The 12,947-nt window shown below is 58.0% G+C and carries 13 protein-coding genes; 2 read left to right on the top strand and 11 right to left on the bottom strand.

Features of this window, described 5'->3' with window-relative positions; genetic code table 11:
• Positions 1-539: 539 nt before the first annotated feature.
• A complete protein-coding gene (locus C0398_04195; GenBank protein MBA4365193.1) occupies positions 540-1,982 on the top strand; it encodes a glutamate--tRNA ligase in 1,443 nt (480 codons plus the stop codon).
• Positions 1,983-2,232: 250 nt separating this feature from the next.
• On the opposite strand, the gene C0398_04190 is transcribed toward C0398_04195, so the two are convergent.
• The 11 genes from C0398_04190 to rpsB form a co-directional block, all read right to left on the bottom strand.
• Positions 2,233-3,075 (bottom strand): fatty acid-binding protein DegV, encoded by an 843-nt coding sequence (locus tag C0398_04190; GenBank protein ID MBA4365192.1) that lies wholly within the window; start codon positions 3,073-3,075, stop codon positions 2,233-2,235.
• Between the two features lie 100 nt (positions 3,076-3,175).
• Positions 3,176-4,645, bottom strand: a complete 1,470-nt coding sequence (locus C0398_04185; GenBank protein ID MBA4365191.1) for a radical SAM protein — start codon at positions 4,643-4,645, stop codon at positions 3,176-3,178.
• 46 nt (positions 4,646-4,691) lie between these two features.
• Positions 4,692-5,411 carry a hypothetical protein gene (locus C0398_04180; GenBank protein MBA4365190.1) on the bottom strand — a complete coding sequence of 240 codons (720 nt, stop codon included), beginning with the start codon at positions 5,409-5,411 and terminating at the stop codon, positions 4,692-4,694.
• Positions 5,412-5,548: 137 nt separating this feature from the next.
• Positions 5,549-6,592, bottom strand: coding sequence for a 4-hydroxy-3-methylbut-2-en-1-yl diphosphate synthase (locus tag C0398_04175; protein ID MBA4365189.1), 1,044 nt, complete (start codon positions 6,590-6,592; stop codon positions 5,549-5,551).
• A 2-nt stretch (positions 6,593-6,594) separates the two neighbouring features.
• Positions 6,595-7,617 (bottom strand): hypothetical protein, encoded by a 1,023-nt coding sequence (locus C0398_04170; GenBank protein MBA4365188.1) that lies wholly within the window; start codon positions 7,615-7,617, stop codon positions 6,595-6,597.
• A 3-nt stretch (positions 7,618-7,620) separates the two neighbouring features.
• Positions 7,621-8,811, bottom strand: a complete 1,191-nt coding sequence (locus tag C0398_04165) for a 1-deoxy-D-xylulose-5-phosphate reductoisomerase (protein MBA4365187.1) — start codon at positions 8,809-8,811, stop codon at positions 7,621-7,623.
• The gene (gene uppS / locus C0398_04160; protein ID MBA4365186.1) at positions 8,808-9,512 is read right to left on the bottom strand and encodes a di-trans,poly-cis-decaprenylcistransferase; all 705 of its coding nucleotides are present in this window, start codon (positions 9,510-9,512) and stop codon (positions 8,808-8,810) included. The genes C0398_04165 and uppS overlap by 4 nt, the downstream gene beginning before the upstream one ends.
• Before the next feature lie 14 nt (positions 9,513-9,526).
• Entirely contained in the window at positions 9,527-10,048 is a 522-nt protein-coding gene (locus C0398_04155; protein ID MBA4365185.1) for a ribosome recycling factor, read from the bottom strand.
• Positions 10,049-10,081: 33 nt separating this feature from the next.
• Positions 10,082-10,798, bottom strand: coding sequence for a UMP kinase (locus C0398_04150; protein MBA4365184.1), 717 nt, complete (start codon positions 10,796-10,798; stop codon positions 10,082-10,084).
• Between the two features lie 22 nt (positions 10,799-10,820).
• Positions 10,821-11,432 carry a translation elongation factor Ts gene (gene tsf, locus C0398_04145; protein ID MBA4365183.1) on the bottom strand — a complete coding sequence of 204 codons (612 nt, stop codon included), beginning with the start codon at positions 11,430-11,432 and terminating at the stop codon, positions 10,821-10,823.
• On the bottom strand, positions 11,432-12,238 hold the full coding sequence (rpsB, locus tag C0398_04140) for a 30S ribosomal protein S2 (protein ID MBA4365182.1): 807 nt from the start codon (positions 12,236-12,238) through the stop codon (positions 11,432-11,434). Before rpsB ends, tsf begins: the two co-directional genes overlap by 1 nt.
• 340 nt (positions 12,239-12,578) lie before the next feature.
• Between rpsB and C0398_04135 the strand changes: the two genes are divergently transcribed.
• Entirely contained in the window at positions 12,579-12,914 is a 336-nt protein-coding gene (locus C0398_04135) for a hypothetical protein (protein ID MBA4365181.1), read from the top strand.
• Positions 12,915-12,947 lie beyond the last annotated feature (33 nt).

The following is a 12,947-nucleotide window of genomic DNA, read 5'->3' as shown; positions in this document are numbered from 1 at the left end:
TTCGCGCGGGGCGTACTTGTTGAGCTCGTCGAGGACGACGAAGACGTAGAACTCCGGCGACGATGCGGGCTTAGTGCCCAGGACGAACCCAATTGGTGATGCTTCAGCCATGCCGACTCCTTTTTGCTGTGTCAATCAATCCAAGGCAGTATAGCGCAAAAGGGTGCAGAGTGTCAGCGCGGAAGGTAGTGTCTCAAGTGCTGCAAGGAAGGGAATGGGTTCCCGCCTTCGCGGCAGAGCGCCACTCCCATTGCACCAACATGCTCGTGGGAAGCACCCCTCAGGAGCGCCCCTCGCATGGGAAAAAAGTGCTCGGGGGCCTTGAAGAACACCTCGCATCTTGGACAAAAGGATGCGAGGGACAAAAGGGCTCGGGCGAAGCACCCCTCGTATTGGACTAACATACTCGGGGGGAACGACGGATTGGCGCGCGGAGACCCATATGACGATGCACGACGCAAGCACCCGGGTAACAGCTTCATCATTGCATTTTGGGTCCATAACCATAGAATATATGAGAATCTGTTGTGGAGGCAACTATGGTCAGAGTACGCTACGCACCGAGTCCCACCGGACACATTCACGTCGGCAATGCCCGGACAGCGATTTTCAACTACCTGTATGCCAGACACGAGGGCGGAACCTTTATCATGCGCCTCGACGACACCGATCTCGAACGGTCGACCGAAGAGAACATCGACTCGATGCTCGACGACATTCGCTGGCTGGGCCTGGATTGGGACGAAGGGTTCCTGAAGGGCGGCAACCTCGGTCCCTACCGCGAGACTGAGCGCAAACCCCTCTACGATACGTACATCCAGCAGCTGCTCGATGAGGACAAGGCGTACCGCTGTTTCTGCACGAAGGACGAGCTCGAGGCCGAACGCCGCAAAGCGGAAGCCGAACATCGCATCTATCGATACGGCGGCGCCTGCGCACACCTGAGCGCTGAACAGGTCAAGAAGAACATTGCGGAAGGCAAGCCGTACGCAATCCGCCTGCGCATTCCACAGGAAGACGTCGTCGTCCACGACCTCATTCGAGGTGACGTCCAGTTCAAGACAGAGGAGTTCGATGACTTTGTCATTGCCCGTCAAAATGGCATTCCCATCTATAACTTCGCGACCGTCATCGACGACGCGCTGATGCATATCACGCACGTCATCCGGGCAGAAGAGCACTTGTCCAATACGCCGCGCCAGGTCTTCATCTATCGGGCACTAGGCTTCGACGTCCCACAGTTTGCCCACGTCTCGCTCATCCTTGCTCCGGATCACAGCAAGCTCTCGAAGCGACACGGCGCCGTGTCCGTCGGCGAGTACCGCCTTGAAGGATACCTGCCCGAGGCACTCATCAACTACCTCGTGCTCCTGGGGTGGTCGCCCAAGGACGACCGTGAGTTCTTCACCGTGGACGAGCTGATCAAGGAGTTCTCTCTTGGGGGTGTCGGCAAGTCCGGCGCTGTCTTCGACAAGAAGAAACTGACATGGATGAACCACATGTATCTCGCCAGGAAAGATGCGGCAGCCATTCTGACGATCCTGAAGGAAGACTTCGCCGAACAGTATGCTGCAGCATTCGGAGGACTTCCTGAAGACAAGACGCTGGCCGCCATCGATCTCACCAAGGGCAATGCGCAGGTCCTCCCGGACCTCTTCCGGCTCGCTCGGAACATCGTCCAGCCAGACGTCGTCATCACGGACGAGAAGTCACAGGAAGTCATCGGCTCGCCTGAGGCACAACAGGTCCTGCAGTACCTCGTGGAACACTTCGACGCCATCCCATTCGGCCAGGGCGATGACGCAATGAGTTTTTGGGTGGAAGACCTTCGCAACCAGATTCCACTCCCGGCCAAGAAGCTCTACAGTCCCATCCGTGTTGCGCTGTTTGGCGCCAAGGACGGCCCGGAGATCGTCAAGCTGTTCCTGATGCTGGAGCCATCCTCTATTCGCGAACGCCTGCAAAAGGCGTTGGCTCTCTAGCCGGCTCTTCATCCCAGGACTACCGCGACCCCTCAGCGCTGCTCTTGCTGAGGGGTTGTCTCTATTGCGGGTCGAGGCAGCCCCTCACAGCAGCTCCTGCCGACAGGCCCCTGGTGAAGCAACGACGTGAACATTGCAGCGCCAACGAGTGGGGGGAGGTAAAAGGTCACCGTCCGCCACAGGAGGGTCTGGTGCCCGCCTTGGCGCCTGCCGCCAGGCGGCGGTAGAACTCGTCGTTCGTAATGTCGAACTACCCTGCTTTGTCGACGATGACGACGCCCAGCGTCTCGGGTCCCGTATTGCCTCCGACGACAGGGCCCAACTGGCTGAGGATAGACGGAATACCTGTCCGGCGTTCAAACTCTTGTTGAAGAGCTTCGACCTCGACACGGTTGCCCGCATAGTGAAATCCTACATGCTCGACTCCGTGCCCAACCGCGCCGTCGATAAGCGCCCAGATGCGCTCTTTCGCGACACGCATGGTGCGCGGCCTGTCATACACATCAATCGTGCCGTCCTTGATCGTCAGGATTGGCTTGATCTGCAGGATGCTACCCGCCACACCGGCCGCTTTACCGATACGAGCTCCCGCCACCAGGTATTCCAGCGTGCCCACGAGAAAGTAGATATGTATGCGAGCCTGCATCGCATCCAACGCTGCCACGATGTCTGGTACGGCTGCTCCCGTTTCAGCCAGATGAACGGCTTCCATGACCATGAATCCAAGGCCCAGGCCAGTCGTTCTGCTGTCATACAGCGTCACCCGCTGTGACTCTGTTATCGCGGCTGCCGCATGGGCACTGTTCAGGGTTCCACTCATGAGGCTGGAGATGTGAATATCGAGAACCTCGTCCTCCGGGCCCTGCAGCAACCTCTGGTAGAGCCCGACAAAATCCTCCGGTCCCGGCTGCGATGTTACAACCTTCGCGCCGGATTTCTGTCTTGCATAGAACTCATCGGAGGCAATATCCACGAATTCCCTGTACAGCACTCCATCGACCGTAACCCGGAGGGGAACGACATCGACCCCATGCTGTTCTGCGTAACCTCCTGGCAAATAGCTGGTTGAATCCGTTACAATATGGATGCTCATGTTTGGCTCCTTTCCGGCCGTCTTTTGTCCAAATTCGCCACATCGCCCAATTCAGTCATCTTGTTTATTCATCGACCAGTCGAAACAGCTGAAGGAGGGGCTATTTTTCAACGGTGGGGTCCCGGTAGAAGGCTCGCAGGTCACCATCGTGGGACGCGATGTTCGCCACTTTGTCCGTCTTGAGCTTCGCGGACTTGGCGGCTTCGGCCGGGAAATCACGCTCGAACACCGGCCTCGAAAGCGCCTCCCACTCCTTGGAAACCTTGTCAAGGTGCTTCCCAACCTCACCGCTCATGTTCTCGACGGTTCCGTCGGTCCCGCGGACTCCCGGAAGGGCGGCAATCTTCCTGAAGTAATCCGGATGGTCCATGAGCAGACAGGGTGCCATTGTGTTGTCCGAATACGGCTGCAGCTTCTGCATCTCTTGCAGGAAGGGCAGTTGCAGCGCTTCCTTGAGCGGTATGTCGTTGACATTACCCTGAGTGAGATGGATGAAGGCACACGGTTCGATGTTGCCATCCGCCGTAACATGGAAGTACCGACGGGCACCTGCGATACAGCCTCCCGTGAATGGTCCGTCGTTCCAGAAGTCGGCCGCAAAAAGTGGCTTGCCCGATCGAATCGCATGGATACGGTTGTACGACAAGAGACGCTGCTCTGGCGTGAGCATCATGGAAAGATCGGGCGTGCGTCCGATCGGGATGTACTGGAAGTACCACGCGATCTTGGCGCCCTTGTCAATCATGTGGTCAACAAAGGCGTCTCCGGTGACCTCGTCGATGTTCTGGTGCGTCTCGGTGACTGAATACCCAAATGGAACACCAGCCTTCTGGCAGCGATCCATGGCCAGCATGACACGGTCCCAGGCCCCCTCGCCACGACGGTCATCGGTCTTCTCCTTGAAGCCTTCCACGCTGAAACACGGGATGGCATTCCCGGCGCTCTTGAGTTCCTGAACAAACTTCTCAGTAACCAGCGAACCATTGGTGTAGAACATGAACGCCACGTCCTTGTGCTTCGCAAACATCTCTGTGAGCCGTGGATAGATTATCGGCTCGCCACCGGAGACAACGACAAAGTGAATCCCCAGATCGGACGCCTCGGTCAGCACGCGGTCAAACGTCTCGAATGGCATTTCCTTGAGCTGTTCGTAGGATCCCGCCCAGCAGCCCTTGCACTGGTAGTTGCAGCGCTCTGTCGGGTCGATCAACATGAAGTAGGGCACGTTGAACCCTTCCTGCTGCGAGATCCTGCGCTGCTTGGTAATGCCCAACCAGCTTGCCTCGACGACAAAACTCTTGATGAACGTCTTGAGGACGCTCTCGTCGGTGTCTCTCAGAGCATTGATGATAAGCTGCTTGCCGGGTCGGTCGTTGTCCAACATGCCCTTGATGCCCTCGATCTGCGTCTTGAACACGGGTAGAAACGAGAACTTCTCCGAGAGGGACCGAGCCCAGTCAATTGCCTTGCCAAGATTGTGCTCAGGGTCCTTCTTGAGGTCCTTCACAATACCATCAATTGCCTTTTCGATGACCGTTCGTTCGATGCTCTCTTTCACGTTGAAACTCATGAAACCATCACCTCCAGTGATTGCTGCAGCATTCTATCAGACGCTATCATGCAAATGCCCGCCCGATAACCGAGACCATGAGACGTTTCTCTCCAGCGCTCAGTTGTGCAAGGCCGACCACAAATGACTCCTCCCACTCGGTAAACTCCTGGATCGACTGCTGTAGCGAGGCAAGGTTGGTCATGAGCCATTCCTCGTTGCGCATCAGTGAGAACATGACTTCGCTGAGCAACCTCAGAACCATATCTGCCGAGAGTCCCGCAGCAACAAACGCGCGTGTGTTTACCAACCGATCGATGTCTACACGGAAGGCGCGGGCGAAGAGAACCACCATCAGCGATGTATACAGCACCACCTGAAATGGGTTCTTCTCGCGGCGTACATGCCGAGCCACTATCCTGATGGACTCCACAACACCGTATCCGGCATACTCGTCAATCTTGCCCGTGAGCCACTTCAGCGTCCTGTGCTCTGCGGCGTCTCCCGTATCTTCGCTCACGCGAAGCGTGCTCTCCGCCGGAGAATAGAGGATCTGCGACCGGCCTTTGCCGGACCTGATCTCGTGCTCCATCCGCAGAAATCCCCGCTGGTAGAGACCGCGCAGAACGTCATATGCCGTCCATTTGCTCACCTTCATCTCGCTGGCGACGTCCCTGTAGGAGACTGCCTGTTTGCAAGCCTTGTACAGAGTTGTCAGCGACTGCAGGAACTCCTGTTGTCGCGACGTCAGCTTGCCTGTCGAATTCGACATCGTGGTCTTGTCCATTCAGTCACTCCTTTCTCGACATGAATCGTAATGATGAGTATCCACAAAAAACCAAAGAAATCAACAAGACCAAAATTCACGGTTGATGAAAATGGGGCACGTACCCAGAGGCGTACAGGGAAGGAGTGTGGAACGAATTACAGCTTGTTGGCTTCGGCGATGAGTGTATCGATGAAATCAGAAGGCGCGACATTGCGAACGGATTCGCCGCGCACAAACAGGACGCCCTGATCATGGCCGCAGGCAATGCCGACATCGGCCGCCTTTCCCTCGCCGACACCGTTGACGACACAACCCATAAGTGCAACGGTCACCGGCTTTACGATCTCACTCAGCCGTTCCTCGAGCTGAGCCACAAGGGACAGGATGTCGGGGACTTCACAACGGCCGCATGTCGGGCACGACACAATCTGTGCGCCACGTCTTCGCAAGTCCAGTCCCGCAAGTAGCATCCATGCCGCGTCGACCTCCAGACCCGGGTCGCCGCTGATGGAGTACCGAATCGTATCGCCGATGCCGTCGAGGAGCAAGGAACCGATCCCGGCGCTGCTCTTGACAAGCGACTGTCTCAGCGGTCCTGCCTCCGTGACCCCAAGATGAAGAGGGTAGTCGCTGCAGCCTGCAACAATGCGCACGGCTTCCACCATCTCGCGGACATCGCTGCTCTTCACAGACACCACGATGTCATGGAAGTCCGCTTCCTCTAGAAGTCGCGCTTCTCGCAGCGCTTCTTCAGCGAGGGCATGGGCTCTCTCTGAACGCGTGAGCTCAAGGTCCATCGACCCAAGATTTGCGCCGACACGGATCGGGACAGACGCCGACTTCGCGGTCCTGGCGACCTCACGCACCATCGCCCAGTCCTTGATGTTGGAAGGGTTCAGGCGGATCTTGTCGACACCGGCTTCGATGGACGCCAGCGCAAGGCGTGGGTCGAAGTGGATATCGGCAACCAGCGGTATGGACACCTCTCTCTTGATGGCCCGCAGGGCCCGGGCCGCTTCCATATCCTTCACTGCGAGGCGAACGAGTTCGCACCCACGAAGTTCCAGCTCATGGATCTGACGGACGGTCGACGCGACGTCATGGGTATCCGTCTTGGTCATCGTCTGCACGACGACGGGATGGTCGCCACCCATGATCACGGACCCTGCCTTGACGACACGCGACGCGCGACGTTCCATCGCTACCGTATGAAGATTCCCGCCACGTCCTTGATGGAGATCAGGACCATGATGCCGAGAAGCACGAACAGGCCGATGCTTTGGATGGTCCCCTGGCGTTCCGGGGAGATCCGGCGGCGCGTGACGGCTTCGGCCAGCAGGAACAGGACCCAGCCGCCGTCCAACGCAGGAATGGGCAGAAGCTGGGTCAGCCCGATGGCCACCGAGATGATGCCGGTCACCCACAGCAGCCACATGAATCCGCCCATGGCAGCTTCACCCGTCATGCGGGCTATCCCGATAGGGCCGGTCAGAGACTGGACACCTCTCTTCGTAAACAGCAGTGGAAGCGCCTTGATGAAGGTAACAATGTATTCTCCCGTGAACGTCAGTGCGCGCCAGACAGCCTTGAACGGGTTGTAGCGAACGAACCCGGGTCCATAGCCAATCGCGACGTAGCCGAGTTTCGCATCCAGGGCGGGCGTCACGAGGATATCGACCTGCGATCCACCCCGATCGACACGGATGTCTATCTGCCGATTCTCGCTGGCTCGGACGGCAGCCGAGATCTGGTCAAAATCACTCATGAGCACGCCGTCGATGGCGAGAATGTTGTCACCTGCCTTGAGGCCTGCCGTTTCTGCGAGAGAAGATGGCGTCACCGTGCCCACCTTGGTGGATGCGCGCGGGTCTCCAAGCGTCGAGAACACGATGGTGAAAATGAGGAACGCCAGGACCAGGTTGCCAAGCATGCCCCCGACCATCGTGAAGAGGCGGGACCACCATCCCTTCGTGTAGAAACCGTCGGGAGCGTCGTAGTTGGACTCCATGCCCTTGATCTTCACGTATGCGAGGATCGGCAACGCGTTGATCTTGTAGACCGTTCCACCACGCGTGCGGGACCAGATGGTACGACCGAACCCCAGTCCAAACTCTTCCGTCTGGATATGAGATGCCCGGGCAGCAAGCATATGGCCTCCCTCGTGGAACAGGGTCGCCAACGTAAAGCTGAACACAAACGCGAGGATCGTCACAAGTATCTGCACAGATCAGACTCCTTTCTGGTTGCCCGGCTGCATGCCGTATCTCTTCGCATACCACTGCTCAGCCAGTTGACGCCCGTAGGCAACGGCTTCGATGTGCGCTCGAACAGTCGGACCCAGGACCTCGTCCCCAGTCTCGCTGAGCACGTATCGCAGGGCTGCCACTATATCCCCAAATGTACCCTGTGCAACGAGGAAGCGTGAAACCGCAACCTCGTCCGCACCAAGAAGTGCGAGCATGGACCGTGGCGAGCGCATCTCAGCCTCACGGCCGATGGCAAAGGCTTCAAACTTTGTGTCGATGGGCTCGAATGTGAGTTGTCCCAGTTCTTCCAGATGCAACCGCGTCACCTGTTCGTGCAGGGGGCGATCGGGAACCGACAATGCATACGCAATCGCGACACGCATGTCAGGACGGTACGCAACGGCACGTGTGGTGCCATCCCGGAACTCGACCAGCCCGTGGACGACGGATTGAGGGTGTTGCACTGCAGTGATCCGCCCGCGGTCGACACCGAACAGCACGTGTGTTTCAGCCAGCTCGAGTGCTTTGTTGAACAGCGTCGCCGAATCGATGGTCACCTTGGGGCCCATCCGCCATGAGGGATGCTCCAGCGCCTGTGCTGCTGTCACGCCATCCAGCTCTGCCGCCGTTGTCGTTCGAAACGGACCACCCGATGCAGTCAGCACAACACGCTCGACAGTCTCGGGGTCCTCGCCCGCAAGGCACTGCCAGACCGCCGACAACTCACTGTCGATAGGACGCAGCTGTGCCCTGAATGGCTCCAGCAGGTCTCCCAGCGTGATAAGCAGTTCCTTGCTGGCGATGGCCATGGGCAATCCCGATCGCAGCAGGTCGTAGACGACCTGCGCCAGGTCAGTCGAGGCTGCTGCGACGACAGGCATGTCGAAAGCGACCCTGCCGAGCATCGAGGGCAGGTCCTCATCGCTGACCACCGGGATGCGCAGGTCATGACGCTCCAGCCTGATCGTCAGCCGTTCACGAGCGGCATCGTCCGACATTGCGACGAAGCGCGGCTGAAAGGCCACGGCCTGTTCAGCGAGCAGCTCGTCGTTGCTGTGCGCTGTGAGACCGACGATGTGGTATCGCTCGGGCAGAACCCGTACCACATCCAGCATCTGAGTTCCAATGGAACCGGTCGAACCAAAAAGTACAAGACCCTTGCTGCCTGTCATGAGCCACCAAACCTCCGGTTCCTGGACTTGAACTTGTGCACAATCATGTCGAGCGTCGCCGGCGTGAAATCCGGCCAGAGCACGTCGAGAAAGAACAGCTCGGCATAGGCCATCTCCCACAGTAGAAAGTTGGATACCCGCGACTCTGCCCCGGTACGGACAACGATATCGGGGGGAGCCTCACCCCTCAGCCATAGATACGAGTCGAACCTCTCTTCGGTGAGGTCTTCGGGCGCCGCCGTTCCTGCCGCACATTCGGCAGCAAATGCTGTTGCCGCATGCAGGATCTCCGCCCGTCCTCCATAGTTGAGAGCAACGTTGAGATGAAGGCCGTCGCAGGAGGCGGTACGCTTCTCGATTGTCTCGACGGAATCACGGACGTCGGCGGGCAACGCTGCACGGTCTCCGATGATCCGCACACGCACGTGCTGAGAAACCAGCTCCGGCAACCACTTCGTCACCATGGTGACAAACAGGTGTAGGATGTAGCTCACTTCATCCGCCGGTCGCTTCCAGTTTTCCGTCGAGAAGGCAAAAATGGTCAAGGCGGTCACGCCCAACCCGGGCGCGGCCGCCACGATGTCATGTACGACCTGGGCGCCCTGCCTGTGGCCGGCAATTCGAGGGAGTCCACGCTCCACCGCCCACCTGCCATTGCCGTCCAACACAATGGCGACATGAAGCTGACTGGTTGTGGTCACGACGTCAGGCGTCTCTACAGAGACAGGATCTCCTTCTCCTTGGCTTCGAAGGCTTTGTTGATCTCTGTGACATGTTTTTCTGTGAGCTTGTCGAGCTCTTCCTCAAGCCGATGCTGCTCGTCCTCGGACAGTTCCTTGGCCTTCTCCTGTGCCTTGATATCATCGCGGACATCACGGCGAACGGAGCGGATTTCTTCGCGGAACTTCTCTGTGAGCTGAGAGATACGAGCTACCATCTTCTTCCGCTCTTCAAGAGTCAGATCCGGGAAGACGAGCCGCACACGCTGGCCGTCATTGGTGGGTGTGACGCCGATGTTGGCCTTCAGGATGGCGCGCTCAACTTCCTTCAACAAGCTCTTGTCCCATGGTTCTATGACAAGGACCTTCGCCTGTGGAGCCGAAATCGTAGCGACATCCTTCAGAGGGTTACGCTGTCCGTAGGCCTCAACGACGACACCATCGACGTAGGCCGGCGTGATTCGACCGGCGCGAATCTCGGAGTAGTCCTTGAGAAGGGCCTGATGAGCAGCCTGCATCTTGGCATCGATTGGCGTGAAATACTTGTCCACCTAAGCCTCCTTGATCAGAGTTCCAATGTCGCCTTGCATCACCGCCCGGACGATGTTCCCGGGCTTGTTCATGTTGAACAGCAGAATTGGGAGATGATTCTCGCGGCAAAGAGAGACGGCTGTTGCGTCCATCGCCTTCAGATGGTCAGCCAGAAACTGGTCGTACCCCAGCTGATGGTAGGGCGCGGCCGTCTTGTCCGTACGTGGATCGCCGGAGTAGACTGCATCCACGTTTGTGCCCTTCAGGAAGATATCTGCTCCGACTTCAACAGCCCGAAGAGCAGCCACGGTGTCCGTCGTGAAATACGGGAGACCGGTCCCTCCTACGAAAATGACGACACGATTCCTTCGGAGGTGTTCGAGAGCCCGCTGGCGGATGTATGGCTCACAGACCTGATCCAGGCGCAATGCCGACATAGCCCTCGCCTCAAGTCCCACCTGCTGGAACGCCGATTGCAGCGCCAGTCCGTTCATAATGGTCGCCAACATCCCCATGTAGTCGGCCGTGGCACGGTCCAGACCCGTGCCCTCGGCATTGGCTCCTCGCCAGATGTTTCCGCCACCGATGACGACACCGACCTGCACGCCAAGTCCAAGAAGCTGCTGCACTTCTCGCGAGATGAACTGCAGTACCGAGAAATCGATGCCAGAAGCGGCGCTGCCCTTCAGAGCCTCGCCGCTGAGTTTCAGCACTACTCTCTTGTACAACGCCGCCATGGGTGTGAGTGTATGTCGAAGACTAGCAGACTGTGGGCTTGCCGCCGATCTTGAAGCGCGCAAACCGCGCGACCACGATGTTCTCGCCGGTCTTGGCAATCATCGTCTTGATGAGCTCTCCGATCGTCTTGCTCTCATCACGGATATACAGCTGCTGCATCAGACAGTTCTCCTTGTAGTACGCCCCCAGCTTGCCCTCGATGATCTTCTCCCAGACCGGCTCCGGCTTCTTCTCAGCCTCGAGCTGGGCGCGGTAGAGACCCTTCTCATGCTCGACGACCTCCGCCGGAACGTCCTCCAGACGGATGAAGGAAGGATCCGTGGCCGCGATCTGTATCGCAATCTCCTTGCCCAGACCCTGGAACTCCTCAGTCTTGGCGACGAAATCGGTCTCACAGTTCAACTCGACCAGGACACCCAGCTTGCCACCGGCATGGATATAGGTGAAGATCATGCCGTCTCCAGCCTCGCGTGACGACTTGGAAACAGCCTTGGCCAGTCCCTTCTCCCGCAACACGTCGATAGCTTTGTCGATATTTCCATCGCAAGCTACGAGTGCCTTCTTGCAGTCAAGGACACCGGCGCCGGTTCGTTCGCGCAGGGTCTTGACAGTCTCCATGTCAATCGTTGCCATTATCTCACCTCATTCTCGTCGTCCGTGCTGTCCTCGACCTCTGTCGCTATCTCCTTCGCCTTCTCAGATTCGTGGGCGAAGTCGGCCATGCTCGCGTGCTCCTCGTTTGCCTCGGACTGCTGCACGCCCTCGCGTCCTTCGATGAGGGCGCTGGCCATGAGCGCAGTGATGAGACGGAGAGACCTGATTGCATCGTCGTTTGCCGGAATCTGGTAGTCGATCTCGTCAGGGTTGCAGTTGGTGTCGACGATGGCGACCACCGGAATGCCAAGCACATGTGCTTCCTGAATGGCGCTATGCTCCTTGTGGGTGTCGATGACATAGATGGCGCGGGGAAGGCCTTCCATGGTACGAAGGCCACCGAACAGCTTGCTCAGGCGAGCCTTGGACTTCATGGTCCTCGTGCGTTCCTTGATTCCCATTGTCTCGACAACGCCATCGGCTTCTTCACGGTCGATCTGCTTCAGGCGGTCAATGCTCTTGCGGACAGTGATGTAGTTGGTCATGAGGCCGCCGACCCAGCGCTCGTTGACATACCAGGCGCCTGCACGAGTCGCTTCTTCACGAACGATATCTTGCGCAGCCTTCTTGGTACCGATGAAGATGACGTTGCCACCTTCGCGCGAAACCTTCGAAAGGAACGCGTACGCCTCGTCGAGCTTGGAGACGGTCTGTTTGAGGTCAAAGATGTGAATGCCGTTGCGCTGTGTGAAGATGAAATGTTTCATGCGCGGGTCCCATCTGCGGACCTGGTGACCAAAATGCACGCCTGCCTCAAGCAGGGACTTCATTGTTACGACTGCCACAATAGTGCCTCCTGTTAGTTTTTTGCCTCCGCCCGTTCAACTCCCGGAGAACCGCGATGCGGAACACTCCAGAATCCCAGGCGTGTGGAATCTTGCATGCCAATTGTACCAGAAAATGCCACAGCTGACAAGCGAGGCGCTGTGACGACAGGGAGGACGCATAGGTGTTGCACATCCACGTGGAGGCAATGCGGTGTCTAGATGTCCGAATACGCCGCTTCTCTCCAATTGACTTGCATTTCATCGTCTCTACAATGGAATACAGAGACAAGGAAGCCCGTTGTTCGCTGCAAGGAGACGCGCCTGCTGAAAGAGCACGAGAGGGGCATGAGGAGGCACCATGGAAGAGGTCTTGCGGAACCTGAACAAGGAAATGGGTGTGACCGGAAGCGCCGTCGTGAGCAAGGACGGCCTTGTCATTGCCAGCACTCTGAACCAGGATGAGGAGTCTGTCGCCGGCATGGCGGCAAGTGTTTTTCAGAGCGCTTCGACGACATCTGGCATCATGGCTATAGGGACGATCGGCATGATTACGCTCGAGAGCGACAACGGCAAGGCCTTCATGATCGACCTGCCCGATGCGTTTCTCGTGGTTCTCACGAACGCGGAAGTGAATCTCGGGCGTCTGCGCATCGAGATTCGCAAGGCGGCCAACCAGCTCAGAACACAGATGTAGCCGCTGCCGCGCGCGGGCATTTCTGGCGCGGCA

Origin of the sequence: Coprothermobacter sp., assembly GCA_013824685.1 — a bacterium.
Lineage (GTDB): Bacteria > Caldisericota > Caldisericia > Cryosericales > Cryosericaceae > Cryosericum.
This window is presented reverse-complemented; position numbering and strand designations above follow the sequence as displayed.